The organism is Mesorhizobium sp. ISC25, from assembly GCF_042295465.1.
Taxonomy (GTDB): domain Bacteria; phylum Pseudomonadota; class Alphaproteobacteria; order Rhizobiales; family Rhizobiaceae; genus Mesorhizobium.
Window position 1 is genome coordinate 1,378,244 of sequence record NZ_CP135441.1, and the last position, 24,850, is coordinate 1,403,093.

Consider the following 24,850-nt stretch of genomic DNA (forward strand, 5'->3'; position numbering starts at 1 on the left):
CCGGACGTCTTGCTTATTCGGCCGCGTCGGGCAGCCGGATCGGGTTGTCGTCGAGCTTGGTGTTCTCCAATTCGACATTGAGGCCGAGAGACCGCATTTCCTTGACGAGAACGTTGAAGCTCTCCGGGATGCCGGCCTCGAATGTGTCGTCGCCTCTGACGATCGCCTCGTAGACCTTGGTGCGGCCGGCGACGTCGTCCGACTTCACCGTCAGCATCTCCTGCAGCGTGTAGGCGGCGCCGTACGCTTCGAGCGCCCAGACCTCCATCTCGCCGAAGCGCTGGCCACCGAACTGCGCCTTGCCGCCCAGCGGCTGCTGGGTAACGAGCGAGTACGGTCCGATCGAACGCGCGTGGATCTTGTCATCCACAAGGTGGTGAAGCTTGAGCATATATATGTAGCCCATCGTCACTTTGCGATCGAACGGTTCGCCGGTGCGTCCGTCATAGAGCTGCGACTGACCGCTGGTGTGCAGGCCCGCCTGCTCCAGCATGATGTTGATGTCGGCCTCGTGCGCGCCGTCGAACACCGGTGTGGCGATTGAGACGCCGCGGCGCATCTGCTCGCTGAGGCGAACGATGCTCTCGTCGTCATATTCGCGGACCGGCTCGTTGCGGTCGTTGGCCGGCATGAAGCTCTCGAGCGTCTTGCGCAGCGGCTTGATGTCGCCCGCCGTCTTGTACGCGTCGATCAGATCGCCGATCTTCCTGCCCATTCCGGCGCAAGCCCAGCCCAGATGCGTTTCCAGGATCTGGCCGACATTCATGCGCGACGGCACACCCAGCGGGTTGAGCACGATATCGGCATGCGTGCCGTCCTCGAGGAAAGGCATGTCCTCGACCGGAACGATCCGCGACACGACACCCTTGTTGCCGTGCCGGCCGGCCATCTTGTCGCCGGGCTGCATCTTGCGCTTCACGGCCACGAAGACCTTGACCATCTTCATGACGCCCGGAGGCATTTCGTCGCCGCGCTGCACCTTCTCGACCTTGTCCATGAAGCGCTGCTCGAGCGCCTTCTTGGAGTCGTCGTACTGGCCACGCAGGGCTTCCAGTTCGCTCTGGAGCTTTTCGTTCTCCACGGCAAACTGCCACCACTGCGAACGCGGATACTCGTCGAGCGTGTCCTTCGACAGCTTCGAGCCCTTCTTGAAGCCCTTCGGCCCGGCAATCGCCTCCTTGCCGACGAGAACGTCGGAAAGGCGCGAATAGACGTTACGGTCGAGGATCGCCTGCTCGTCGTCGCGGTCCTTGGCGAGGCGTTCGATCTCCTCGCGCTCGATCGCCATGGCGCGCTCGTCCTTCTCGACGCCGTGGCGGTTGAAGACGCGCACTTCGACGACGGTGCCGAAGGTTCCCGGAGGCATGCGCATGGAGGTGTCGCGCACGTCCGAGGCCTTTTCACCGAAGATGGCGCGCAGCAGCTTTTCTTCCGGCGTCATCGGGCTTTCGCCCTTTGGCGTGATCTTGCCGACCAGGATGTCGCCCGGCTGCACTTCCGCACCGATGTAGACGATGCCGGCCTCATCGAGGTTCTTCAGCGCTTCTTCCGAGACGTTCGGGATGTCGCGCGTGATCTCCTCCGGCCCGAGCTTGGTGTCGCGGGCCATGACTTCGAACTCCTCGATGTGGATCGAGGTGAAGACGTCGTCGGCGACGATGCGCTCGGACAAGAGGATGGAATCCTCGTAGTTGTAGCCGTTCCACGGCATGAACGCGACCAGCACGTTGCGGCCGAGGGCCAGATCGCCGAGCTCGGTCGACGGGCCGTCGGCAATGATGTCGCCCTTGTTGACCCGGTCGCCCATGCGCACCAGCGGACGCTGATTGATGCAGGTGTTCTGGTTCGAACGCTGGAACTTCATCAGCCGGTAGATATCGACGCCGGACTTGCCGGGATCGAGATCTTCCGTGGCGCGGATGACGATACGCGTCGCGTCCACCTGGTCGACGATGCCGCCGCGGCGGGCGCCGATGGCGGCGCCTGAGTCACGGGCGACGATCGGCTCCATGCCGGTGCCGACGAACGGCGCTTCGGCGCGTACCAGCGGCACGGCCTGACGCTGCATGTTCGAGCCCATCAGCGCGCGGTTGGCGTCGTCGTTCTCGAGGAACGGGATCAGGGCCGCGGCCACCGACACCATCTGCTTCGGCGACACGTCCATCAGGTCGACGTTTTCGCGCGGCGCCATCATCACTTCGCCGGCGTTACGGCAAATGACGAATTCGTCGACGAAATGACCATTCTTGTCGAGCTCGGCATTGGCCTGCGCGACGTGGTGCTTGGCCTCTTCCATTGCCGAAAGGTAGACGACCTCATTGGTCAGCTTGCCGTTGACGATCTTGCGGTACGGGCTCTCGATGAAGCCGTATTTGTTGACACGCGCGAAGGTCGCAAGCGAGTTGATCAGGCCGATATTCGGGCCTTCCGGCGTCTCGATCGGGCAGATGCGGCCGTAATGCGTCGGGTGCACGTCGCGCACTTCGAAACCGGCACGCTCGCGGGTCAGACCGCCCGGTCCAAGCGCCGAAAGACGACGCTTGTGGGTGATCTCCGACAGCGGGTTGGTCTGATCCATGAACTGCGACAGCTGCGAGGAACCGAAGAACTCGCGCACGGCGGCAGCCGCCGGCTTGGCGTTGATCAGGTCCTGCGGCATCACCGTGTCGATCTCGATCGAGGACATGCGTTCCTTGATCGCGCGCTCCATACGCAGCAGGCCGACGCGGTATTGGTTCTCCATCAGCTCGCCGACCGAGCGCACGCGGCGATTGCCGAGATTGTCGATATCGTCGATCTCGCCCTTGCCGTCGCGCAGTTCGACCAGCGTCTTGACCACGGCCAGGATATCGTCCTTGCGCAGCACGCGCACGGTATCCTCGGCCTTGAGCTCGAGGCGCATGTTCATCTTGACGCGGCCGACGGCCGAAAGATCATAGCGCTCGCTGTCGAAGAACAGCGAGTTGAACATGGCTTCGGCGGTCTCGAGCGTCGGCGGCTCGCCGGGGCGCATGACGCGGTAGATATCGAACAGCGCGTCCTGGCGGCTCTCGTTCTTGTCGACGTTGAGCGTGTTGCGGATATAGGCGCCGACGTTGACGTGGTCGATGTCGAGGACCTTGATCTCGTCCTCACCGGTGCCGAGCAGCACTTTCAGCGTCTTTTCGTCGATCTCGTCGCCGGCTTCGAGGAAGATCTCGCCGGTCGCGTAGTTGACGATATCTTCGGCAAGGTAATTGCCGAGCAGATCCTCGTCGGTAGCCTTGATTGCCTTGAGACCCTTTTCGCCAAGCGCCCTGGCCTGGCGGGCGGTGATCTTCTTGCCGGCCTCGACGACGACTTCGCCGGTGTCGGCGTCGACCAGGTCACCAACGGCCTTGAGGCCGCGGAAACGCTCGACGTTGAACGGGATGCGCCAATGGTCGCCGGCACGCTTGTAGATGATCTTGTTGTAGAAGGTCGACAGGATCTCTTCGCCGTCCATGCCGAGCGCCATCAGCAGCGACGTCACCGGAATCTTGCGGCGGCGATCGATACGGGCATGCACGACGTCCTTGCTATCGAACTCGATGTCGAGCCACGAACCGCGATAAGGAATGACGCGCGCGGCAAACAGAAGCTTGCCGGACGAGTGCGACTTGCCCTTGTCATGGTCGAAGAAGACGCCTGGCGAACGGTGCATCTGCGAGACGATGACGCGCTCGGTGCCGTTGACGATGAAGGTGCCGTTCAAGGTCATGAGCGGCATGTCGCCCATGTAGACGTCCTGCTCCTTGATGTCCTTGATCGACTTCGCGCCGGTATCCTCGTCGATATCGAACACGATGAGGCGCAGCGTCACCTTGAGCGGCGCCGCATAGGTCAGGTCGCGCTGACGGCATTCGTCAACGTCGAATTTGGGTCCCTCGAATTCGTACTTCACGAATTCCAGCATCGAGGAGCCGGAAAAATCGGAAATCGGGAAGACCGACTTGAAAACTGCCTGCAGTCCCTCGTCAGGACGCCCGCCCTTGGGCTCCTCCACCATCAGGAACTGGTCATAGGATGCCTTCTGAACCTCGATCAGGTTCGGCATCTCCGCAACTTCCGGGATCTTTCCGAAAAACTTGCGTACGCGTCTGCGGCCATTGAAAGTCTGGGTCTGGGCCATCGTCGCTCCTTAGCTCAATTCTCGGGACGAGCCTCGCCGCGGCTCGCCTTGCATCTCGGGCCACCTTGGCGGCCCTGTCTTGTTGCCCGCCGCCTGTCGGCGGCTTCTTGTCTTTTCACCCGCCGCCAATTGGCGGTGGGCCAGAAACGGGAGAAAACCCGTTTCCTGAAGGCCGGTTTGCGGCCCTCAGGAAAGAGGTTTTCGCACTCTTCGCGTTACGCAGCCTCCCTCCTTGCGAAGGGAGTGGCGGACGGCGCGACGCCGTCCGCCGGTACTCAACGCTTACTTCAGTTCAACCTTGGCGCCGGCTGCTTCCAGCTGGGCCTTGAACTTGTCCGCGTCGGCCTTGGAAACGGCTTCCTTGACCGGCTTCGGAGCCGCCTCGACCAGGTCCTTGGCTTCCTTGAGGCCAAGACCGGTGATGGCGCGAACTTCCTTGATGACGTTGATCTTCTGAGCGCCTGCCTCGGTGAGGACGACGTCGAATTCCGTCTTTTCCTCGACCGGAGCAGCAGCGGCCGCAGCGCCGCCGGCAGCGGCAACCGCCACCGGAGCAGCGGCGGAAACGCCCCACTTTTCTTCAAGAAGCTTCGACAGCTCGGCCGCCTCGAGGACGGTCAGCTTCGAAAGGTCGTCTACGATCTTTGCCAGATCAGCCATTGCAATGTTCCTTCATAAGGTTCGAACGTGTGTTTGTGATAGCGAGGAACGGCCTCATGCCGCCTCGTCCTTCCGGGCGTAAGCGCCGATGACGCGCGCGACCGAAGCCGCAGGCGCATTGACGATCTGGGCGATCCGGGTTGCCGGAGTGGCGATCATGCCAACCAGCCTGGCGCGCAGCTCATCGAGCGACGGAAGTGTGGCGAGTGCCTTCACACCGTCGGCGTTGAGCGAGGTGGTGCCCATTGCGCCGCCGAGAATGACGAGCTTGTCATTTCCCTTGGCGAAATCGGACGCGACCTTCGGCGCCGCAATCGGATCCTCCGAATAGGCGATCAGCGTCTGTCCCTTGAACAGCTCGATGATCGATGCGGAGTCCGTGCCCTGAAGAGCGATTTTGGCGAGACGGTTCTTCGCGACTTTGACGGTGCCACCGGCGGCGCGCATTTTCGACCGAAGGTCGTTCATTTGCGCGACGGTGATACCGGCGTAGTGGGCCACGACGACTGAACCCGCGCTTGAAAACGCATCATTCAGGCCCGTGACGAGTTCGCGTTTTTCCGCTCTGTCCACTGCCTATCTCCAGTTGACCCCTGCCCTCTACGAAGGACAGGCATCGGGTTGCCTTTTGCCGGCCGGGCCATCCAGTAACGGATCTCCCGAACGACGCTCGAGGATCCTGCCCCCTTTCGCCACACCTGCCGGCAAGCCGGACGGTGCGCAGACAAAAGGCAAACACGGTTCGAACCTTTCATTGGAGCTTGTGGCTCCTTTGTCCGGTCTTCACCCGTCTCATGCAGGCCCACATGAATTAAGGCCCACATCACCTAAGGCTTGGGGGCCGCCTGCAATCTCGGACAGGATGTCCGGAAGCCTTTCGACTTCCGGTACCGAGCCGCCGACAGGTCGGAGGCCCGGAATTCTTTCATGGATCAGCGTTTTAGCGGCCGATCCAATTGTTCGTATCAGGACGCAGCGAGCGTCGAGACGTCTAGCTTGAGGCCCGGGCCCATCGTCGAGGTGACCGACACCTTCTTGACGTAGTTGCCCTTGGCACCAGCCGGCTTTGCCCTGGTCACCGCATCAGCGAAGGCGCGGACGTTTTCTTCCAGCGCCTTGACGTCGAACGAGACCTTGCCGACGCCGGCGTGAACGATGCCGGCCTTCTCGACGCGGAACTCGACGGCGCCGCCCTTCGATGCCTTGACGGCGGCGGTAACGTCGGTGGTGACGGTGCCGACCTTCGGGTTCGGCATCATGCCGCGCGGACCGAGCACCTTGCCGAGACGTCCGACCAGCGGCATCATGTCCGGCGTGGCGATGCAGCGGTCGAAGTCGATCGTGCCCTTCTGGACGATGTCGACCAGATCCTCGGCTCCGACGATGTCGGCGCCGGCGGCCTTGGCCTCCTCGGCCTTGTCGCCACGCGCGAAGACGGCGACGCGAACGCTGCGGCCGGTGCCGTTCGGCAGGTTGACCACGCCGCGGACCATCTGGTCGGCATGGCGGGGGTCGACGCCGAGGTTCATCGCGACTTCGATCGTCTCGTCGAACTTCACCGAGGAGCGATCCTTGAGCAGCTTCAGCGCCTCACCCAAAGCGTAAGCCTTGTTGGGATCGATGCCTTCGCGGGTCTTCGATACACGCTTTGCAATCTTTGCCATGATCTCAGCCCACCACTTCCAGACCCATCGAGCGGGCGGAGCCCTCGACCATGCGCATGGCCGCCTCGACGTCGTTTGCGTTCAGATCCTTCATCTTCTGCTCGGCGATGGCGCGCACCTTGTCGCGGCCGATCGTGCCGGCCTTGACCTTGCCCGGCTCCTTCGAGCCCGACTTCAGGTTGGCAGCCTTCTTCAGGAAGTAGCTCACCGGCGGCGTCTTCATGACGAAGGTGAACGACTTGTCCTGGTAGTAGGTGATCACGACCGGAACCGGCGAACCCTTTTCCATTTCCTGGGTCTGCGCGTTGAACGCCTTGCAGAACTCCATGATGTTGATGCCACGCTGACCAAGCGCCGGGCCGATCGGGGGCGACGGCGTGGCCGATCCCGCGGAAACCTGGAGCTTGAGCTGGCCTGCAATTTTCTTAGCCATCTCTCTTCCTGCCTTTTCTCATGCCGGTCTTGCCGGCGGTTGCAGTCTGGTGGTGCGGTCCGCGCGGCCGGCTAAAGCCGCATTCGCCTCCCACCCGTTTTGGCCGCGCGATATCCGCGCCGCCTTCCCTGCCGCCGAAACCGGTGCAGGGATTTCGGATCAGCCCTTCTCGACCTGTCCGAATTCCAGATCGACCGGCACAGCGCGCCCGAAGATCGAAACTTCCACCTTGAGCCGCGCCCGCTCCTCGTCCACTTCCTGGACGAAACCGTTGAAGGACGCGAATGGTCCATCCGAAACGCGGATCGCTTCGCCGATCTCGAACGTCACCGACGGCTTCGGCCGCTCGACGCCCTCCTGAACCTGGTTCAGGATACGCTGGGCCTCGGCTTCGGTGATCGGCACCGGCTTGGAGTCGCCCAGGAAACCGGTGACCTTCGGCGTGTTCTTGACGAGCGAGAACACGGCGTCGGTCAGATTGGCCTTCAGCAGCACATAGCCCGGAAAGAACTTGCGCTCGGCATCGACCTTGCGGCCGCGGCGGATCTCGACGACCTTCTCGGTCGGCACCACGATCTGCTCGATATCGGCGGACAGGCCCTTCTGCTTGGCCTTGTTCTCGATGTCCTCGGCGACCTTCTTTTCAAAGTTCGAGTAGGCGTGGACGATGTACCACCGCGCGGTCATTTCAAGACTTCTCCGTAATCGCCGGACTTACTGTCCGAGGCCGAGGATTTTTTCGACCGCAAAGCCCATGGCCACGTCTGCGGTAAAGAAAAAGATCATCGCAATGACCGCGAACACAAGAACCATCACCGTCGAGATCATCGTTTCGCGCCGCGACGGCCAAGTGACCTTGGCGGTCTCCGCGCGAACCTGCTGGAGAAAGGTGAAGGGATTTGTGGTTTTCGAAGCCATATGCCGCTCTGTCTGCAAGACCCGTTGGCCGGGTCTCCTGGATGATCCCGCTGGCCGGGACGTGCCGCTTGAGCGTGCGTTCGCGCCGAATCAGCGCAATCATTTCGCCCATGCAAATCAGACGCGTAAAGCCGGCTTCCCAGCTCCACGCGTCGCGTGTCTGTCTCGTCTACATAAAACCGATTCTTGATCCACGCAAGTGGCAAGTGTCCGCTTTATGGCCAAACGCCGCCTCGGAACCATCCAGTCGTCCCGTCCCGGCTATGCGGCCCTTATGCCGCAGTTCGACCTATATGGCAAGTCACAAGCCGATTTTCAAAGGCCGCACTGCAAAAGAATCGTTTTAGGCATCCATTCAAAGAATGGCACGGGCAGCAGGGCTCGAACCTACGACCTGCGGTTTTGGAGACCGCCGCTCTACCAACTGAGCTATGCCCGTATGCGCATGTCGGCGCAGCAGGCGCTTCCTAAAAGCTTCCGCGCGCTCTGTAAAGAGCGACGTGCGCTGCCCGGCCTTCATCTTCGAAAGTCCAGGCGTCCTCCCGGCCATTTCCCGTCGATCCGTCGATTGCTGACGATCAAGCCGACCCAGGGACGCAGGATTCGTGGGTCGGTCAGATTGATATATTTTCCCACCAGCCCTTTAGCACCCTCGCGCCGCGCATCGATGAGCCCCTTGCGCACGCCATCATGCCAATCGAACAGCAGGTAAACTCTCTCTCCCGCCGTCTTCACCTCGCCCCGGCCAGACTTCCATCTATCCTTGCTGTCGCCCGGAATTGTGGGGTCGGCACCGCCGTTCCATCGGCTGGACCAGCTGCCTTCGATGGTGTCGTTGCGGTCGCGGTCGCTTTCGGTGCCCCAGGCCTCGGCGTTTTCATCGCTTGCAGTTCCCTCCAGTTTCACGCCGGCGGCGAACGCCGACACCTCCTCGTCGTCGGGAGTGGGGACGTCCATGACGCCAAACGGATTTCGGGATCCGCGGTCGCTGTCAAAGACGCTGTCTGAATTTTTCTTGCCTTCCGATCTCATCGCAAAGCCTCCGGTTTTCAATGTGGCCCCGCCATTCGACGGCGACTTTAAACCGTTAGCGGGGAGGACCGAGACCTCCTTAGCCACCCGTTTTCCTGGCGGCAGGGTTTTCGACCGATTCGCGCCCGGTCAGTCTCCCGAAGGCGGCTTGTAAGGGCCGCCCGGCACCCCCCAACCCCAGGCCGGCATCGGTTCCGTCTCGGGATCGCAGGTCGGGCCCTTGTTGGAGTTCATCTTGGCCAGCCGCGATCCCCATTCGACATAGGCCATGAAAGCAGAGCGGAATTCGGGATCGTCAGGCAACCCGACCTCGTCGGCGGCGTCGGCGAGAAGATTGATCCAGCGCCGGCGCTGCTCCTCGGTCAGATGCTTGCCGAGATGATGCATCACCATCTCGCGATGGCCGCCATGCTTTTGGCTGTAGGTTTTCGGTCCGCCAAAGACTTCGCCGATGAAGGCTGCGACGTGGGTGGGATGGTCCGGCGACATATGCTTGAACACCGGCCCGACGATGGAGTCCCGAGAGACGCTGTCGTAGAAGGTCTGCGTCAGGCGGTTCAGCGCTTCGGTGCCGCCGGCCCATTCGAACAATGTCGAGACATCCTGGCTCATCGCCGATCCTCGATTGTGATGTGCAGGGACGATAGCGGAAGGATCGTGCGTGGCTCAACCTGCCTCGATGGCCAGTTCGGCCGGCTGCGGCACCTGTAGCTCTGACTGGGCGGCCGCGGCCACCCCCCAGCTGATCATGGCTTCACATCCGATGATATGTACGGGCTGCTCGGCACGCCCCAAGCCGGCCAGGGTCCCATTCCGCTAGGACCACCACAGGCTTGACCGAGGTTTGGATTGGTCACGATTATCCGCGTTACGCCATCTATGTCTGTACAAGCGACCAAGTGGGAACCAGCACCACTGGACAGCCCTTCGTCGCCAACCTTGGCCGCTGGCTTGGCAGGCTGAGAAAGTGGGACTTGAGCCGGTTGAGAAGGTCCGGCCTTCGTCTTGATCGCTGCGACCTCGGCCGGCTTGGCATTCGCAGGGATCTCCCGGCAGTTCGCCGGCGCAGGACTCCGCCGGCATATGCCCGCCAGGGTAAATATGTCGACAGAGCCGCTGCTGGTGACCAGCTTCATCGTCAGCATGTCGGCGAGGGAAATCTGCCGGATGTCGCTAGCGGGCGTGGCTTTCATTCTGTCCAGCACGCCTTGTCCGACACCCATCTCCCTGAGATAGGCCGAGATCTTTCTCGAAAACGCCTTGCTCATTTTATAGGTCTTGTAGCTCTCGCCTTGAGTGACGGTCTCCGTGGTGACCTGATATCTTTTGCCACGGATAGTTTGATAGGTGGTTCGAACACGCCGTGTCGAGGGGAAATAGGTGGTGGTGATCTGATGAACACCCAGATAGGCCCAGCTGCCCACCACGCGGTGGACGCCTCCGGCAAACATCAGCGGACAGGCGGAATTGCACATGGCGCCACCATCGGACGCGACGCCGAAATAGGCTACGCCTTTGCCGTAGCTGGCCTCGCAACCCTCCGTCCCCGGCCAACAATCGGTAAACTCGGTCTTACCGATGGCGATATCGAGCCTGTTCTTGCGTATTATGCGACCAAGCTGGAGCGCAGCGTCGACATCGCCGCCAGGGGAATTGACAATAATCGGCAGTTTGCGAGTACCGAGCTTTTTCAGTACCCGCTTTAGTAGAGCCGGCGAGCCGGCTGCAATGGCGCCTTCCGCTGAAATCCATTCCGGACAGTTGGGCTCACAACCGACTGCACTGCTGCGGGCAATGATGAACCGCATCTCCGAAAAACCATCGGACGAACTGCCCGGAAGGTACCATGACTTCGGATCCCATGTCCTAGGATCGGACGCATCCTCGGCCTTTGCGGCGAATGTAGCCATCGCAACCGCGACCACTAGCGCTAGGCCGGCCAGCCCGCGCCACCACCTTGCCACAGTGTCTGAATGGCGTCCCGAAACCACGCTTGGCAAAAGCCCCCTCTACGCAACCTATAATAGTTGCGGCAATGGCACTTGCAATAGCTTCAAAACACCGGCCGATACTTGTGCCGCAGAGCGTCGGAAACGAAAAAGGGCGGCCCGAAGACCGCCCTTTCTCTTTTGGATTCCGGCGAATGCCGGTCCCGATTATTCTTTGATGGTGACGACGATGCCGGCACCGACGGTGCGGCCGCCTTCACGGATGGCGAAGCGCAGCTTCTCTTCCATGGCGATCGGCACGATCGATCAGCTCGCAGCGATCAAGCCCGCCTTACGATTTGACCGGCGTGCTGGCCTGAGCCTTGGCGCCCGAAGCTTCGCGGCAGTTCTCCGGCCGTGGCTCCGATCTGCAGATGCCGGGGCCTGTCAATTCGTCTGCCGATTGATGTCCGGTCGTCAGCTGGTATTTCAGCATCCTGTCGAGTTCGAGCTGCCGTTCGACTGAATACAGCTGAATTGCGGTAAACAGACCGGGGCCGATGGCCATCTCATCGAGATAGGCCTTGACCTTTTGCTCCTGCCCTACCGAATGCACTCTCAACTGTGCACGCGGGCCGACCAGGCGTTTGACACCGCCGGCGAGCATGATCGGACAGGCCGAGCCGCACTCGCCGCCGACATCGACCGTGAGCCCGTTGTAGACGCCGTCTTCGGCCGTGCAGTCGGCGTGCCGCGGCTCGCAGCCAATGAAATCCGTCCGCGCCACGGCGACGTCGAGTTTACGTTCGCGGATCAGCCTTCCGGCCGCCAAAGCACCGAGCACGTCGCCACCCGGCGAACTGACGACGATGGGCAGGCGCCGGTCGCCGACGCTGTCAAGCAGTTGGCGCAGTTTTTCGGCCGTGTCAGCGGTAATCATGCCTTCCGCCGAGATCCATTCCGGGCAATTGGGATTGCAGAGCGGATTGCTGCCGCGGACCAGGACGAAACGCATGTCAGCGACCTCCGTCGCCGGCGGGGTTTCGAGCCCCAGAGGTGCAGGCTCGGCGTTCGCCACCACTTGCCCGGCCGGCTTCGCGATATTCGCCGGCGCCGGCAGTTCCCTGCAACTCGCCGGTAACGGATCGGATTTGCATAGGGTTGGCGCGGTCAGCAAGTCGACGGCATCCAGGCTGGTGACGAGATTCATTTGCAGCATCTCGTAGGGAACCAGTTGCTGGATGCTGCTGGCCGGCGTGCTTTTCATGGTCTCGAGCACGCCCAGGCCGACGCCCATCTCCTTCAGATAGGCCGCCAGCTTCCGCTCCAGCGGCTTGTTCATCTCGTAGGTCTTGTAGCTGCCGGCGTTCTTCCGGCTGACGACCCTGGTGCTGAGTATCTTCTTCTTGCCTTTCACCATGCGGTAGGTGGTGCGGTACAGCAGTTTCGTCCGGATATAGGTCGTGGTGATCTGATGGACGCCGAGAAAGGCCCACTCCCCGACCACGCGCCGGATGCCACCGGAAAACATCAACGGACAGGCGGAATTGCAGATGGCGCCGTTGGCATAGGCATCGCCGAAATAACGGGCGCCCTTGCCGTCGTTTTCCTTGCAGTTCTTCATATCAGGCAGGCAGCCGACGAAGCGGGTTTTGCCGACGGCGATATCGAGCTTGTTCTTGCGGATCAGGCGACCAAGTGTCAGCGCCGCTTCGACATTGCCGCCGGGGGAATCGACGACGATCGGCAGCTTTCGGGCGCCAAGCGCCTTAAGCGTGCGCTTGAAAAGGGCCGGCGTGCCGGCTTCAATCGAGCCTTCGGCCGATATCCATTCCGGACAGGTCGGCTCGCAGCCCGGCGCGCTGCTGCGGACGACGACGAACCGCATCGTCGGGCCGAAATCCGGCGTGGATTTTTCCGGCGTGGATTTCTTTGCATCCGCTGCGAAAGCAGCGTGGCCCATGACAAGCAACGACGCCAGGCAGATCAGCCCTAGCGACCACCATGCCTGACTATGCAAACGGCGCCATGGAACCATTCGGGCAGCCCCCTCGATGCAACCTATACTAGTTATGGCAGAGGCGCTTGCAACAGGATTTGAAGCAATGCGCTTAATCCATTGCCAGAATATCAGAATCAAAAGGGCGGCCCGAAGACCGCCCTTTTGCATCCGATCTCAACCGGCAGCGCCGGCGATTACTCTTTGATGGTGACGACGATGCCGGCACCGACGGTGCGGCCGCCTTCACGGATGGCGAAGCGCAGCTTCTCTTCCATGGCGATCGGCACGATCAGCTCGACATCGACGGTGATGTTGTCGCCCGGCATCACCATCTCGGTGCCTTCCGGCAGCGACACGATGCCGGTCACGTCCGTCGTGCGGAAATAGAACTGCGGACGGTAGTTGGTGAAGAACGGCGTGTGGCGGCCGCCCTCGTCCTTGGTCAGGATGTAGGCTTCGGCAACGAACTTCTTGTGCGGCTTGACGGTGCCGGGCTTGGCCAGGACCTGGCCGCGCTCGACGCCTTCACGGTCGACACCGCGCAGCAGCGCGCCGATGTTGTCGCCGGCCTGGCCCTGGTCGAGCAGCTTGCGGAACATCTCGACGCCCGTGCAGGTCGTCTTGGTGGTCGGACGGATGCCGACGATCTCCAGCTCCTCGCCGACCTTGACCACGCCACGCTCGACGCGGCCGGTCACCACCGTGCCACGGCCCGAGATCGAGAACACGTCCTCGATCGGCATCAGGAACGGCTTGTCGAGCGGACGAACCGGCGTCGGGATGTAGGCATCGACCGCAGCCATCAATTCGCGGATGGCGTCCTCGCCGATCTTCTTGTCAGAATCTTCAAGTGCGGCAAGCGCCGAACCCTTGACGATCGGAATGTCGTCGCCGGGGAATTCGTTCTTGGTCAAAAGCTCACGCACCTCGAGCTCGACCAGCTCGAGCAGCTCGGCGTCGTCGACCTGGTCGACCTTGTTCAAAAACACCACGATCGAGGGCACGCCGACCTGGCGGGCCAAAAGGATGTGCTCGCGGGTCTGCGGCATCGGGCCGTCGGCGGCCGACACCACCAGGATCGCGCCGTCCATCTGCGCCGCACCGGTGATCATGTTCTTCACATAGTCGGCGTGGCCGGGGCAGTCGACATGGGCATAGTGGCGGTTGGCGGTCTCGTATTCGACATGCGCCGTCGAAATGGTGATGCCGCGCGCCTTCTCTTCGGGCGCCGCATCGATCTGGTCGTAGCGCTTGTATTCGCCAAAATACTTGGTGATCGCCGCAGTCAGCGACGTCTTGCCATGGTCAACGTGACCAATCGTGCCAATGTTCACATGAGGCTTAGTGCGCTCGAATTTACCTTTTGCCATAGTCTCTTTCCTTGGACGGCCTGGGGACGGCCTGGACCTTCAGTTCAGTCGAATGCGGGGCGATTAGCGACTAAGGCTGAAAAACACAAGTGCCTTGTCGCCGAGCGCGCTCGCCCGGCCCGAACGCGTGATCCGGTTTCGGAGAATGTGGCGCGGATATAGGAACGAACAAGGGCAAATGGAATGGTTACGGCGGCGGCTGACGGCTTTGACGGATTTACAGCCGGATCTGGCCCATTGCCGCTCTGGCGCCGGTCTGATTTCGTGGGCCGATGCATTTCATCCCGACTGCCATACGAGGCCCGCTGTTCATGGTCGTTTCGACCGGGTCCTACATCGTCAACGACACGATGATGAAGCTCGCAACCGCGGGACTGCCGCCCTATGAGGTGCTGTTCCTGCGCGGCGCTGCGGCAACATTGTGGGGCATTCCGCTGCTGTTCATGCTGGGCTATGGCAAGCAGATCCCGCTGATCCTCGACGCCAAGGTTTTGCGCAGGAACATGCTCGAACTGGGTGCTATCCTTTGCTACGTGGTGGCGCTCGCCAACATGCAGATCGCCGATTCGACCGCGCTCGGGCAGATCACCCCCTTGCTGATGCTGGTCGGCTCCTCGATGCTGTTTGGCGAACGGATCGGCGGGGTACGCCTGGCGCTGATCGGGCTCGGCTTTGTCGGCGCGGTGATGGTGGCACAACCGACAATGCAGGGGATTTCGGTCTACGCCCTGCTGGCGCTAGGCAATGCAGCCCTGTCTGCGGCGCGCGATCTGGCCGGACGCAAGGTCGCCGCCGACGTGCCGGGGATGGTCGTCGCTATTTCCGCGGTGATTGTGGTACTCGCCGGCGCCGGCGTTGCGCATCTGGTTTCCGAGCAGTGGGTGGTGCCTGGGACCCGTCACCTGCTGCTGATGGGCGGCGCCGGACTGTTCCTGATCTTCGGCCACTTCTTCATCTTCATGGCCTATCGCGTCGGGCCGACCAGCGTGGTGGCGCCGTTCTACTATTGCTTTACCGTCTGGGCGGTGATTTCAGGCCTGGTGGTATTCCGGCAGCTCCCGAATGCGCTGGCCATCTGCGGCATCGTGCTGGTGGTGGCCAGCGGGTTGACCATCGTCTCGCTCGACGAGCGCAAGCGCCGGTTGACCGTCGTCGCTTGAAACTGAAATCGGCCTGCACAATGGGAGGACCGCGTGGCAAGCCCGGATGACCACCAGAATTCACGCAACCGCAGGCTTATCGGAAAGTGCCTGTGCGGTGCGGTTCAGTACGCGGTGGCGGACGCGTTCATCTATGCCGCGAACTGCCACTGCTCGAACTGCCGGCGCACCACTGGTTCGGCCTTCAAGCCATTCGCCGGCATCGAGCGCGACAGGCTGAGCCTGGCGAGCGGCGAGGACAATCTCATGATCTTCGGCGACGAAACCGGCCATAACGCGCACTGCAAGACCTGCGGCTCGTTGCTCTATTCGGTGGTCCGCGACGGTGCCTTCGTGCATGTCGCCATGGGAACCCTCGTCGACGAGCCGACCATCCGCCCGACGCAGCACATCTTCGTTGGCTCCAAGGCGAAGTGGTTCACGATCACCGACGATCTGCCGCAATATGAAGAACACGCGGCCGCCGCAGATGCCGGCGAATAGCTGACCGTTAGAAACGCTCAACCAAATTATCGTTTCGTTTTTCGCGTCCGCCGCCAATGAAACTATACTGTGCTCCGTCACTGAACTTATGTCGCGGAGATTTCTGTGGCATTGCCGCCCGACTGGTTGCCCAATGTTGCGATGAGGCGCGTCATTTGCCACTGGACGGCCGGCTCGCATTCGGCCGGCGATACCGACAAGGATGCGTATCACATACTGGTCGAGGGGAATGGCCGCCTGGTCAGGGGCCGGCCTTCGATCGCGCTCAATTCGGGCCGGGTAAAACCCGGATATGCCGCGCACACGCTCAACTGCAACGGCGGCTCGATCGGGATTTCGCTCTGCTGCATGGCCGGGGCGGAGGAAAGGCCGTTCGATGCCGGCCGCTATCCGATGACCAGGGCGCAATGGGACGCGATGACCGCAGTTGTCGCGGAACTGTGCAAATACTACCGCATCAAGGTCACGTCCAAAACGGTGCTCTCGCATGCCGAGGTCGAGAGCAATCTCGGCATAGAACAACGCGGAAAATGGGATTTCACCCGGCTGCCCTTCGATCCGACGATCAGCGGCGCAAGCGCCTGTGGCGAGCGGCTGCGCCGGGACGTGACGGCGGCAATGGGCGAGATGCCAAATCTGCCGGTGAGGATTGGGCGCGATGCCGCATGGCAGCGATTGCTCGAGGAATTATGGCCGATCATGGTGAGAGGGCTGGAAGCCGGCCTCAACACGCTGATCCGCGAAATCCTCAAAAGGATCAGATAGGCGGTCGGCATTCGGGTGAATGCCGACGCAACTGCCGAACGGCTTCTAGAGTGCCCTCTTGCCGCTGAACTGGTGATAGGCCCACAGGACAACCACGGCACCGACCACGGCTACGATCAGGCTATAGATGTTGAGCCCGGTAACGCCCGACGCGCCAAAGGCGCTGAAGATGAGCCCGCCGACGATAGCCCCGACAATCCCGAGCACGATGTCGAGCACAAGGCCTTGCCCGCTTTTATTGACGATCTTGCTGCCTATGAAGCCGGCGATGACGCCAAGAATAATCCAGCTTAATATTGACATTTTTCCTCTCCGTTCCCCGCGCTCGATTACTTCCACATTATTAAGCAAAGCTCAAGCCAACTTGAAAATCATGATTACGGAAAGCTCAAACCGGCTTGAAATTCGCCATGAATGCGTCATTGTCGGAGACGGACGGGCAATTTGACATGGAGATCCACAATGGGACTGTTTGACAATGCCGTTCCCGGCGGCAACGTCGCCAAGCCGCTGATGATCGCGCTCGGCGCACTTTTGGTGGGAAAAATGCTGAGTGGTGGAAGTTCCGCCCAGCCGGAGGCAGCGCAGAGCCCTGCCGCCGTCCCGCCTGATACAACCGCATCCGCCGACGGCGGACTGCTCGGTGGTCTGGGCGGCCTGCTCGACAAACTGAAGGACGCCGGCCACGGCAACGTCGCCAATTCGTGGGTCGGCACCGGTCAGAACCAGCCGATCAACCCCAGCGATCTGGGCAGTGCCCTCGGCCCGCAGATCATCCAGGAGATCGCGCAAAGGACGGGCCTGAACCAGCAGGAATTGCTCCAGCAATTGTCCGCGGCCTTGCCCGGGCTTGTCGACCATCTGACGCCGAACGGGCAAGTGCCGCAGCAGAACCAGCTCGCGTCGATATTCAGCAAATTCGCGAGCTGACGCCTGTCGCCCAACGCCGCCTGCGGGTTGCGACAACGATATGCGTAAAACACAGATTAGAGTTCGTCGCGCGCCCGTTTGGACGCGCAACGAATACTTTGAACTATCGGCAAAGAGCTTTGCTTGGCGCTGCCTGCTTCGACATCGTGCGCGAGGTGCGCCGCGGCTTGGGGGAAATCTGGAGCGGGTAGCGGGAATCGAACCCGCATATTCAGCTTGGAAGGCTGCTGCTCTACCACTGAGCTATACCCGCGCCTTTCAGTCAAGCATCGGATCCGCTCCGACGCTCGCTCTGCGTTTCAGGGCTTCCGGGCCGGCAGTGGTGGAGAGGGTTGGATTTGAACCAACGTAGGCATAGCCAACGGATTTACAGTCCGTCCCCTTTAACCACTCGGGCACCTCTCCAGTCTGCCGCCGGAGCCATGCAACGAGGCATCGACGCGTCGCGGCTGCCAAAGCAGCCCTTCCGCGAAGCGCCTTATGGCGGCAGCGCCCAAAACTGTCAACCGCAACAGCCCGGCAAAAAGCGCTGAATCTCACGCCTCGCCCGACAAGCAGCTTCTGCGGCTGTATCCATGGCCGGACGACACGGCTATAGAAGCCGGCCATGAGCAACGATAACAGGTCCAAGACCCCGAAAGACACCCACTACGCCAAGCTGCGCCGCGCGCATCGCGACGAGAAGAGCGGCGGCGCGCCGGCGTTCAGGCCACGCCAGCCGGTGCCGGCCAGCGAGAACCCGGCGGATGGGCTGGTGCGGCTCTACGGGCTGCACACGGTGCGAGCGGCACTCGACAATCCGCGCCGCAAAATCAAGAAGATGCTGGTGACGCGCAACGCTGCCGAGCGACTGGCAATCGCCGATCTCGGCGCTTTGCCCTTCAAGGCGGAACTGGTCGAACCCAGGGACATCGACAAGGTCACCGGCTCCGATGCCGTGCATCAGGGTGTGCTGATCGAGGCCGAGCCGCTGAAACCGAAGCGGCTCGATGCGCTTGGCGACGCCAGGCTGGTGCTGGTGCTCGACCAGATCACCGATCCGCACAATGTCGGCGCGATCCTGCGCTCGGCGGTAGCCTTCGGCGCCGGTGCACTGATCACCACGGCGCGCCATAGCCCGCAGGAATCCGGCGTGCTGGCGAAATCGGCATCCGGCGCGCTGGAGCACATCGACCAGATCGAGGTGAAGAACCTCGCCGACGCGCTCGGCCAACTGCACGAGGCAGGCTTCCAGACGATCGGCCTGGATTCGGACGGGCCGGCGGAGCTCGAAACGAGCTTTGCCGGAGAAAAGATCGCGTTGGTGCTTGGCGCCGAGGGCAAAGGCCTGCGCCAGAAAACGCGCGAAACGGTGACGACGCTCGCCCGGCTAGACATGCCCGGCGCCATCCGTTCGCTCAACGTATCGAATGCGGCGGCGGTGGCGCTTTATGCGGCGGGGAAATTTCTTTCGGCGGATTGATCGAGCGATCGGTATGTTCAAGGCGTTCTCAAACCAGGGAGAATGGCTCGCGCTTTTCGCGAGTACGATCGGCACATTAAGAACACTCACTCCGTCGGAGTTTTACGACGAGGCGAACGACCGATACCACGTCGTGAGAGATGACATATTACAGCTTGTCTACGGCCTTGAGAATCCAGCCGATTTTGGAAAATTTCTCGACGTCAACGCCGGCCGGGAGAGTTGGTTGCCGGAGAACGCCGAAGCCCTGGCCTCCATGGACGTCACAGAGATCCATTATCGGGTCGCCAGCAACTTGGCCGATGAAAGGTGGGTTGACGGAGCTCTTAACGAAGCGTTCGAGAACGGCACGCTTGTCCCAGCCCTTGAGCGGATAGCCGCCAATATCGGTAAGTTCAAATTAACTGGCAGCAGCCAGCAAGCTCTCTAACCAATCTGGAAGTTCGCCATTCTTTCCAAAGCCCTGACCAGCGCCGAATGATCTTCCTTGGCCCCGCCATTCGCCGCGCAAGAATTGAACAATTGCTGCGTGGTCGAGGTGTTGGGCAGCGCCACGCCAAGCGCCCTGGCGCCTTCCAGCGCCAGATTAAGGTCCTTCTGGTGGAGTTCGATGCGGAAGCCCGGCGCGAAGCTGCGCTTGATCATGCGCTCGCCGTGCACTTCGAGAATGCGCGAGGCGGCCAGCCCGCCCATCAGCGCCTGCCTGACCTTGGCCGGATCGGCGCCGGCTTTTGAAGCAAAGACAAGCGCTTCGGCGACGGCCTCGATGGTCAGCGCGACCACGATCTGATTGGCGACCTTGGTTGTCTGGCCGACGCCGTTCGATCCGACCAGCGTGATGTTCTTGCCCAACTTCTCGAAGATGGGCCTGACGCGTTCGAAGGCTTTTTCCTCGCCGCCGACCATGATGGTCAGCGACGCCGCCTTGGCGCCGACCTCGCCGCCCGACACCGGCGCATCGAGATAGTCGCAGCCGAGATCGTTGATCTTTTTTGCGAATTCCTTGGTCTCGATCGGCGAGATCGAGCTCATGTCGATGACCAGCTTGCCTCTTGTCAGCCCGGACGCGACGCCGTTCTCGCCGAACAGCACATCGGCCACCTGCGGCGTATCCGGAACCATGGTGATGACAATGTCGGCCGTTTTCGCGACGGCGCTGTGGCCAGAGACGATCTTCAGACCCTTGGCGACGAGATCGGCCGGCGGCTTCGAGCGATGGTCGCTGGCCACGACGTTGTAGCCGGCATCAAGCAGATGCCCCGCCATTGGCGCCCCCATGATGCCGAGGCCGATGAAGCCGATGATTTCCATTTTGGTTCTCCGTTTTGTTGAGGCCGCGTTCCTTCGCGCCCCCCTCTGGCCTGCCGGCCATCTCCCCCACGAGGGGGGAGATTATTCGCTCAGCCGCTTTCGCCAATGGCAAACGCCGGAAGGCTGGCGAGGCAGCTGAAACTGCCAATCTCCCCCCTCGTGGGGGAGATGGCCGGCAGGCCAGAGGGGGGCGCGAAGGAACTCGACGTCATTTGTGGCGCCCCGGCAGCTACGCCGCCGCACTCCCCTGCCCGGCCGCGTCCCGAAACCACCCGAGCCCGGCTTCCGTTCCGCCCTTAGGCTTGTACTCCGCACCGACCCAGCCGGAATAGCCGATGCGGTCGATGTGGTTGTACAGGAAGGGAAAATTGATCTCGCCCGTCCCCGGCTCATGACGGCCGGGATTGTCCGCAAGCTGGATATGCGCGATGCGGTTGAGGTTTGCCTCAATGGTACGGGCGAGATCCCCCTCCATGATCTGCATGTGATAGATGTCGTATTGCAGGAACAGGTTCTTCGAGCCGACGCGGTCGATCAGCGCCAGCGCCTGATCCGAGTAATTCAGGAAGAAGCCCGGGATGTCGCGGGTGTTGATCGGTTCGATCAGCAGCCTGATGCCGGCCTGCTCCAGCTTTTCCGCCGCGAAAGCCAGATTTTCGGCGAAGACGTCTTCCAACACGGAGCGATCGACGCCTTGCGGCGCGATGCCGGCGAGGCAGTTGACCTGCTCGCAGCCCAGCGCGTGCGCATAGGTGACGACCTTGGCAATGCCTTGCCGGAACTCCGGGACGCGGTCCGGCAGGATCGCAATGCCACGCTCGCCCTTGGCCCAGTCGCCGGCAGGCAGGTTGAACAGGACCTGCGTCAGCCCGTTCTTCTTCAACCTGGCCGCGACGACATCCGGCGCATGGTCATAGGGGCCGATATACTCGACGCCCTTGAAGCCGGCGCGGGCGGCGGCATCGAAGCGGTCGAGGAAGTCATGCTCGCCAAAGAGCATCGAAAGATTGGCTGAAAACCGTGGCATGGCAGTAATTCCTCATAAAACAGCTTAGTCGAGCATGACGATCGCCGTGGGGGCATCTTCGTGATGTTCGGCAAGCTCCTCGAATTCGGTGATCTTGTCGATTTCCGTGCCCATCGAAACGTTGGTGACGCGCTCGAGGATGAATTCGAGCACCACCGGAACCTGGTGCTCGTTCATCAGCCGCTGCGCCTCTTCGAAGGCACCGGCGAATTCCTCCGGCCGGCGCACCCGGACCGCCTTGCAGCCCATCGCCTCGGCAACGGCGACGTGGTCGACACCGTAGCCCGCCTCAGGCTCGTCTTTCCGGTTGACGTTCTCGAAGGCCAGGCTGACTTCGAAATCCATCGAAAAGCCGCGCTGCGCCTGGCGGATCAGCCCGAGATAGGCGTTGTTCACGACGACATGGATGTAGGGCAGTTTGTGCTGTGCGCCGGCCGCCAGTTCCTCGATCATGAACTGGAAATCATAGTCGCCGGACAGCGCGACAATTGTACGGTCCGGATCGGCGGCGCGAACGCCGAGGGCCGCCGGCAATGTCCAGCCGAGCGGCCCGGCCTGGCCGCAGTTGATCCAGTTGCGTGGCTTGTAGACGTGCAGGAATTGCGCCCCGGCGATCTGCGACAGGCCGATCGTGGTGACATAGGTGGTGTCGCGGCCGAACGCCCTGTTCATCTCCTCGTAGACGCGCTGCGGCTTCAGCGGCACCTGGTCGAAATGGGTCTTGCGCTTCATCGTCTTCTTGCGCTGCCGGCATTCGCCGGCCCAGCCCGACCAGTCGCGCAATTTCCCGGCCGTCCTCCATTCGGTGGCGACGTCGAGCAGCATTTTAAGCGCCGCACCGGCATCCGAGACGACGCCAAGATCCGGTGCGAAGACCCGGCCGATCTGCGTCGGCTCGATATCGACGTGGATGAACTTCTTGCCCTTGGTGTAGACGTCGACCGAACCGGTGTGGCGGTTGGCCCAGCGGTTGCCGATGCCGAAAACGAAATCGGCTTCGAGCATCGTCGCATTGCCGTAGCGATGCGAGGTCTGCAGTCCGCACATACCGGCCATCAGCCGGTGGTCGTCGGGGATCGCGCCCCAGCCCATCAGCGTCGGAATGACAGGCACGCCGGTGACCTCGGCGAACTCGATCAGCAGATCGGACGCGTCGGCATTGATGATGCCGCCGCCGGCGACGATGACAGGCTTGTCGGCTGCATTGAGCAATTTCAGCGCCTTCTCCGCCTGGGCGCGCGACATTGCCGGCTTGAACGGCACCAGCGGCTCATAGGCATCGATGTCGAAGTCGATCTCCGCCAGTTGCACGTCGACCGGCAGGTCGACCAGCACCGGCCCCGGCCGCGACGAGCGCATCAGATGGAACGCCTTCTGCAGCGCCATCGGCACCAGATAGGGTTCCATGACGGTGACCGCCCATTTGGCGACGGGTGCGGCGATAGCGGCAATGTCGACGGCCTGAAAATCCTCCTTGTTGAGACGCGCGCGCGGCGCCTGCCCGGTGATGCAGAGGATGGGAATAGAATCGGCAGCGGCCGAATAGAGGCCGGTGATCATGTCGGTGCCGGCTGGACCCGAAGTGCCGATGCACAGACCGATATTGCCCGATCTGGCGCGGGTAAACCCTTCGGCCATATGCGAGGCCGCCTCGACGTGACGCGCAAGGATGTGGCGGATACTGCCCCTCGCCTTCAGCGCCGAATAAAGCGGGTTGATCGCCGCACCCGGCACGCCGAAGGCACAGGAGATGCCTTCCTTTTCAAGAACGAGAACCGCTGCGTCGACTGCGCGCATCCTGGCCATGCCAGCCTCCACGGAATTGTTGATAGCCGATAATGCCAGCGCACCAATGATTTTTCAATTTTTTCAGAATATTTTTTCATTGCGAGAAAACAGCTCTTATAGGTTGAATTGATTGGCCTTTTTGTTTTCCACGAATTCGCTTCCCAAATCGATGAAAAACTTTTTTATTGCTCGTTTGGGCGAACAGAGCGAAGAATGGCCCGATGGAAACCACCGAAAAACGTCAGCGCGGCCGGCCGCGCTCTTTCAACGGCCCGGCCGAGGCCGCTTCGGTGCAGTCGCTGGACCGGGCGCTGCGCATCCTGGCAATCGTCGCCGATGGCAGCGGCCTGTCGCTGAGCGAGATCGCCGCCAGTTCCGGTCTGCCGGCATCCACCGCCTACCGCATGCTAACGACGCTGGAGAACCACGGCATGGTCGAGTTCGACGGCACCGACCAGCTGTGGTCGATCGGCGTCGAGACCTATCGCATGGGCGCGGCGTTCCTGCGCCGCCGCAAGCTGGTCGACCGCGCCCGTATCGTCATGCAGGAATTAATGGAGAAGACCGGCGAGACCGCCAATCTCGGCGTCGCCGAGGACGATTGCGTCGTCTTCGTCAGCCAGGTCGAGACGCACCAGGCGATCCGCGCCTTCTTCCGGCCGGGCACGCGCAGCTCCTTCCATGCCTCGGGCATCGGCAAGGCGGTGCTGGCGCATCTCGAGCCGGAGCGCGTCGCCACCATCCTGCGCCGGGCCGGGTTGGAGCGCTTCACCGAAAACACGCTGTCCGACATCTCGGCGCTCGCCCGCGACCTGGTGACGATCAAATTGCGCGGCTGGTCGGTCGACGACGAGGAGCGGCATCCCGGCATGCGCTGCGTCGCCGCCGCCATCTTCAACGAATTCGGCGAGCCGATCGGCGGCGTTTCGGTCTCCGGGCCGACGGTGCGGGTCACGCCGGAACGGCTGGCCGAGATCGGCCCGCTGGTGCGCGATGCGGCAGCGGAGGTGACGAGGATGATCGGCGGCCTGCCGACCCCTGCCGGCCTTGGCAGCGAACCGAGCGCATGGCCGCGCTGACCAGCGCCGAATGGTGCGACATCTGCCAGGATGGCCAGGGCTAGCCCCCGGGCACCGCGCTCTTTGTCGATAGATCGTAGAAATCAAGCAGCATCGCCAGCCCAACTCCGCAGGCGGTGAAGATGAGACCGGCAATGAAGATACGGTTGGCGCGTTCATAAACGCGCCGTTGTAGAGACGTTGTGTCGAGCAGCAACCGCAGCGCTCGTATCTGCAGGGCAATGCCGATCAAAGTCGGCGCGACGGCGGCCAGGTGATAGATTTCCCATTGTATCGGGTTGGCGGCCCAATGCGTGATGAAGCCCAGCGAGAACGCCAGCAGGATGCCGACTGTGGTGATTGTGCCGTTGCGGAAATCCGTCTCGATCGGCTCTTCGTTCGGATCGTGCTCGCCCAAGCGCCCTCTCCCTGTTTCGGCTCGGCAGTAGATTGCCCTTCGGCCTGTAGATTAGGCTGCTGGGAAACCCCTGTACATCGGCAAGAGTGTTGGCGAATGCTGAAGCGGCATCCGATCTCGTTTAAGTGGGCGATGTTCGACAGGACAGAGACTGACGGAGCGCGGCCCTCATTCCAGCTTGGGTTCCTCGCCCCACGAAAGTGGGGAGAGGTGGCGCGGCGAAGCCGCGACGGAGAGGGGAACCGCGCTCTACGAAGCCCCCTCTCCGGCCGCTTCGCGGCCACCTCTCCC

24 protein-coding genes, 3 tRNA genes and 1 pseudogene are annotated in these 24,850 nt (G+C 61.9%); 7 read left to right on the forward strand and 21 right to left on the reverse strand.

Annotation, left to right across the window (positions count from 1 at the left end; translation table 11 throughout):
• Positions 1 to 13: 13 nt before the first annotated feature.
• The 14 genes and pseudogenes from rpoB to tuf all read right to left on the reverse strand — a co-directional run bounded on the left by rpoB (position 14) and on the right by tuf (position 14,157).
• A complete protein-coding gene (gene rpoB, locus RQ479_RS06880; RefSeq protein WP_292662592.1) occupies positions 14 to 4,150 on the reverse strand; it encodes a DNA-directed RNA polymerase subunit beta in 4,137 nt (1,378 codons plus the stop codon).
• Positions 4,151 to 4,432: 282 nt separating this feature from the next.
• The gene (gene rplL / locus RQ479_RS06885; protein WP_023680442.1) at positions 4,433 to 4,810 is read right to left on the reverse strand and encodes a 50S ribosomal protein L7/L12; all 378 of its coding nucleotides are present in this window, start codon (positions 4,808 to 4,810) and stop codon (positions 4,433 to 4,435) included.
• 54 nt (positions 4,811 to 4,864) lie between these two features.
• Entirely contained in the window at positions 4,865 to 5,383 is a 519-nt protein-coding gene (gene rplJ, locus RQ479_RS06890) for a 50S ribosomal protein L10 (RefSeq protein WP_008875657.1), read from the reverse strand.
• Between the two features lie 392 nt (positions 5,384 to 5,775).
• Positions 5,776 to 6,474 carry a 50S ribosomal protein L1 gene (gene rplA, locus RQ479_RS06895; protein WP_023680441.1) on the reverse strand — a complete coding sequence of 233 codons (699 nt, stop codon included), beginning with the start codon at positions 6,472 to 6,474 and terminating at the stop codon, positions 5,776 to 5,778.
• A 4-nt stretch (positions 6,475 to 6,478) separates the two neighbouring features.
• Positions 6,479 to 6,907, reverse strand: a complete 429-nt coding sequence (gene rplK, locus RQ479_RS06900) for a 50S ribosomal protein L11 (RefSeq protein ID WP_023680440.1) — start codon at positions 6,905 to 6,907, stop codon at positions 6,479 to 6,481.
• Between the two features lie 159 nt (positions 6,908 to 7,066).
• Entirely contained in the window at positions 7,067 to 7,594 is a 528-nt protein-coding gene (nusG, locus tag RQ479_RS06905) for a transcription termination/antitermination protein NusG (RefSeq protein WP_006333333.1), read from the reverse strand.
• Positions 7,595 to 7,621: 27 nt separating this feature from the next.
• Complete coding sequence (secE, locus tag RQ479_RS06910) at positions 7,622 to 7,825, reverse strand: preprotein translocase subunit SecE (protein ID WP_023680439.1); 204 nt, start codon at positions 7,823 to 7,825, stop codon at positions 7,622 to 7,624.
• Between the two features lie 363 nt (positions 7,826 to 8,188).
• Positions 8,189 to 8,264: transfer RNA gene (locus RQ479_RS06915), tRNA-Trp, on the reverse strand.
• 77 nt (positions 8,265 to 8,341) lie between these two features.
• Complete coding sequence (locus tag RQ479_RS06920) at positions 8,342 to 8,857, reverse strand: hypothetical protein (protein WP_376704528.1); 516 nt, start codon at positions 8,855 to 8,857, stop codon at positions 8,342 to 8,344.
• Positions 8,858 to 8,986: 129 nt separating this feature from the next.
• A complete protein-coding gene (locus tag RQ479_RS06925; RefSeq protein ID WP_376704529.1) occupies positions 8,987 to 9,469 on the reverse strand; it encodes a group II truncated hemoglobin in 483 nt (160 codons plus the stop codon).
• Positions 9,470 to 9,603: 134 nt separating this feature from the next.
• Positions 9,604 to 10,767, reverse strand: a complete 1,164-nt coding sequence (locus tag RQ479_RS06930; protein WP_376704530.1) for a hypothetical protein — start codon at positions 10,765 to 10,767, stop codon at positions 9,604 to 9,606.
• A 246-nt stretch (positions 10,768 to 11,013) separates the two neighbouring features.
• A pseudogene (locus tag RQ479_RS06935) lies at positions 11,014 to 11,109 on the reverse strand (elongation factor Tu); the annotation flags it as partial.
• Between the two features lie 28 nt (positions 11,110 to 11,137).
• Positions 11,138 to 12,823, reverse strand: a complete 1,686-nt coding sequence (locus tag RQ479_RS06940; RefSeq protein ID WP_376704531.1) for a hypothetical protein — start codon at positions 12,821 to 12,823, stop codon at positions 11,138 to 11,140.
• A gap of 158 nt (positions 12,824 to 12,981) precedes the next feature.
• Positions 12,982 to 14,157 carry an elongation factor Tu gene (tuf, locus tag RQ479_RS06945; RefSeq protein WP_254817137.1) on the reverse strand — a complete coding sequence of 392 codons (1,176 nt, stop codon included), beginning with the start codon at positions 14,155 to 14,157 and terminating at the stop codon, positions 12,982 to 12,984.
• 272 nt (positions 14,158 to 14,429) lie between these two features.
• Between tuf and RQ479_RS06950 the strand changes: the two genes are divergently transcribed.
• The 3 genes from RQ479_RS06950 to RQ479_RS06960 all read left to right on the forward strand — a co-directional run bounded on the left by RQ479_RS06950 (position 14,430) and on the right by RQ479_RS06960 (position 16,565).
• Positions 14,430 to 15,317, forward strand: coding sequence for a DMT family transporter (locus RQ479_RS06950; protein WP_376704532.1), 888 nt, complete (start codon positions 14,430 to 14,432; stop codon positions 15,315 to 15,317).
• A 33-nt stretch (positions 15,318 to 15,350) separates the two neighbouring features.
• On the forward strand, positions 15,351 to 15,800 hold the full coding sequence (locus tag RQ479_RS06955; protein WP_376704533.1) for a GFA family protein: 450 nt from the start codon (positions 15,351 to 15,353) through the stop codon (positions 15,798 to 15,800).
• A 105-nt stretch (positions 15,801 to 15,905) separates the two neighbouring features.
• Positions 15,906 to 16,565, forward strand: a complete 660-nt coding sequence (locus RQ479_RS06960; RefSeq protein WP_376704534.1) for an N-acetylmuramoyl-L-alanine amidase — start codon at positions 15,906 to 15,908, stop codon at positions 16,563 to 16,565.
• 45 nt (positions 16,566 to 16,610) lie between these two features.
• Here RQ479_RS06960 and RQ479_RS06965 read toward each other — a convergent pair whose 3' ends face one another.
• Complete coding sequence (locus RQ479_RS06965) at positions 16,611 to 16,868, reverse strand: GlsB/YeaQ/YmgE family stress response membrane protein (RefSeq protein WP_023717513.1); 258 nt, start codon at positions 16,866 to 16,868, stop codon at positions 16,611 to 16,613.
• A gap of 159 nt (positions 16,869 to 17,027) precedes the next feature.
• Here RQ479_RS06965 and RQ479_RS06970 point away from each other — a divergent pair, with 159 nt between their 5' ends.
• Positions 17,028 to 17,495, forward strand: coding sequence for a YidB family protein (locus RQ479_RS06970; RefSeq protein WP_376704535.1), 468 nt, complete (start codon positions 17,028 to 17,030; stop codon positions 17,493 to 17,495).
• A 179-nt stretch (positions 17,496 to 17,674) separates the two neighbouring features.
• Here the strand turns inward: RQ479_RS06970 and RQ479_RS06975 are convergent.
• Positions 17,675 to 17,748 (reverse strand) — tRNA-Gly (locus tag RQ479_RS06975).
• 67 nt (positions 17,749 to 17,815) lie between these two features.
• Positions 17,816 to 17,900, reverse strand: a tRNA-Tyr gene (locus RQ479_RS06980).
• Positions 17,901 to 18,102: 202 nt separating this feature from the next.
• Between RQ479_RS06980 and RQ479_RS06985 the strand changes: the two genes are divergently transcribed.
• Together RQ479_RS06985 and RQ479_RS06990 are read left to right on the forward strand one after the other, a co-directional pair.
• On the forward strand, positions 18,103 to 18,957 hold the full coding sequence (locus tag RQ479_RS06985; protein ID WP_376704536.1) for a TrmH family RNA methyltransferase: 855 nt from the start codon (positions 18,103 to 18,105) through the stop codon (positions 18,955 to 18,957).
• A 13-nt stretch (positions 18,958 to 18,970) separates the two neighbouring features.
• Positions 18,971 to 19,387, forward strand: coding sequence for a DUF6508 domain-containing protein (locus RQ479_RS06990; RefSeq protein ID WP_376704537.1), 417 nt, complete (start codon positions 18,971 to 18,973; stop codon positions 19,385 to 19,387).
• Here the strand turns inward: RQ479_RS06990 and RQ479_RS06995 are convergent.
• The 3 genes from RQ479_RS06995 to gcl form a co-directional block, all read right to left on the reverse strand.
• Positions 19,384 to 20,268, reverse strand: coding sequence for a 2-hydroxy-3-oxopropionate reductase (locus RQ479_RS06995; RefSeq protein WP_376704538.1), 885 nt, complete (start codon positions 20,266 to 20,268; stop codon positions 19,384 to 19,386). The genes RQ479_RS06990 and RQ479_RS06995 overlap by 4 nt on opposite strands.
• A gap of 229 nt (positions 20,269 to 20,497) precedes the next feature.
• Complete coding sequence (gene hyi / locus RQ479_RS07000; RefSeq protein ID WP_376704539.1) at positions 20,498 to 21,295, reverse strand: hydroxypyruvate isomerase; 798 nt, start codon at positions 21,293 to 21,295, stop codon at positions 20,498 to 20,500.
• A gap of 24 nt (positions 21,296 to 21,319) precedes the next feature.
• Complete coding sequence (gene gcl / locus RQ479_RS07005) at positions 21,320 to 23,101, reverse strand: glyoxylate carboligase (RefSeq protein WP_376704540.1); 1,782 nt, start codon at positions 23,099 to 23,101, stop codon at positions 21,320 to 21,322.
• A 203-nt stretch (positions 23,102 to 23,304) separates the two neighbouring features.
• Here gcl and bhcR point away from each other — a divergent pair, with 203 nt between their 5' ends.
• Positions 23,305 to 24,162 carry an HTH-type transcriptional regulator BhcR gene (gene bhcR / locus RQ479_RS07010; RefSeq protein WP_376704541.1) on the forward strand — a complete coding sequence of 286 codons (858 nt, stop codon included), beginning with the start codon at positions 23,305 to 23,307 and terminating at the stop codon, positions 24,160 to 24,162.
• Between the two features lie 40 nt (positions 24,163 to 24,202).
• On the opposite strand, the gene RQ479_RS07015 is transcribed toward bhcR, so the two are convergent.
• Positions 24,203 to 24,559, reverse strand: a complete 357-nt coding sequence (locus RQ479_RS07015) for a hypothetical protein (RefSeq protein ID WP_376704542.1) — start codon at positions 24,557 to 24,559, stop codon at positions 24,203 to 24,205.
• Between the last annotated feature and the right edge of the window lie 291 nt (positions 24,560 to 24,850).

Coding starts and splice junctions, on each gene's coding strand:
- rpoB (WP_292662592.1), bottom strand. CDS start 4,150: ATGGCCCAGACCCAGACTTTCAATGGCCGCAGACGCGTACGCAAGTTT.
- rplL (WP_023680442.1), bottom strand. CDS start 4,810: ATGGCTGATCTGGCAAAGATCGTAGACGACCTTTCGAAGCTGACCGTC.
- rplA (WP_023680441.1), bottom strand. CDS start 6,474: ATGGCAAAGATTGCAAAGCGTGTATCGAAGACCCGCGAAGGCATCGAT.
- rplK (WP_023680440.1), bottom strand. CDS start 6,907: ATGGCTAAGAAAATTGCAGGCCAGCTCAAGCTCCAGGTTTCCGCGGGA.
- nusG (WP_006333333.1), bottom strand. CDS start 7,594: ATGACCGCGCGGTGGTACATCGTCCACGCCTACTCGAACTTTGAAAAG.
- secE (WP_023680439.1), bottom strand. CDS start 7,825: ATGGCTTCGAAAACCACAAATCCCTTCACCTTTCTCCAGCAGGTTCGC.
- RQ479_RS06920 (WP_376704528.1), bottom strand. CDS start 8,857: ATGAGATCGGAAGGCAAGAAAAATTCAGACAGCGTCTTTGACAGCGAC.
- RQ479_RS06925 (WP_376704529.1), bottom strand. CDS start 9,469: ATGAGCCAGGATGTCTCGACATTGTTCGAATGGGCCGGCGGCACCGAA.
- RQ479_RS06930 (WP_376704530.1), bottom strand. CDS start 10,767: ATGGCTACATTCGCCGCAAAGGCCGAGGATGCGTCCGATCCTAGGACA.
- RQ479_RS06940 (WP_376704531.1), bottom strand. CDS start 12,823: ATGGTTCCATGGCGCCGTTTGCATAGTCAGGCATGGTGGTCGCTAGGG.
- tuf (WP_254817137.1), bottom strand. CDS start 14,157: ATGGCAAAAGGTAAATTCGAGCGCACTAAGCCTCATGTGAACATTGGC.
- RQ479_RS06950 (WP_376704532.1), top strand. CDS start 14,430: ATGCATTTCATCCCGACTGCCATACGAGGCCCGCTGTTCATGGTCGTT.
- RQ479_RS06965 (WP_023717513.1), bottom strand. CDS start 16,868: ATGTCAATATTAAGCTGGATTATTCTTGGCGTCATCGCCGGCTTCATA.
- RQ479_RS06970 (WP_376704535.1), top strand. CDS start 17,028: ATGGGACTGTTTGACAATGCCGTTCCCGGCGGCAACGTCGCCAAGCCG.
- RQ479_RS06985 (WP_376704536.1), top strand. CDS start 18,103: ATGAGCAACGATAACAGGTCCAAGACCCCGAAAGACACCCACTACGCC.
- RQ479_RS06990 (WP_376704537.1), top strand. CDS start 18,971: ATGTTCAAGGCGTTCTCAAACCAGGGAGAATGGCTCGCGCTTTTCGCG.
- RQ479_RS06995 (WP_376704538.1), bottom strand. CDS start 20,268: ATGGAAATCATCGGCTTCATCGGCCTCGGCATCATGGGGGCGCCAATG.
- hyi (WP_376704539.1), bottom strand. CDS start 21,295: ATGCCACGGTTTTCAGCCAATCTTTCGATGCTCTTTGGCGAGCATGAC.
- gcl (WP_376704540.1), bottom strand. CDS start 23,101: ATGGCCAGGATGCGCGCAGTCGACGCAGCGGTTCTCGTTCTTGAAAAG.
- bhcR (WP_376704541.1), top strand. CDS start 23,305: ATGGAAACCACCGAAAAACGTCAGCGCGGCCGGCCGCGCTCTTTCAAC.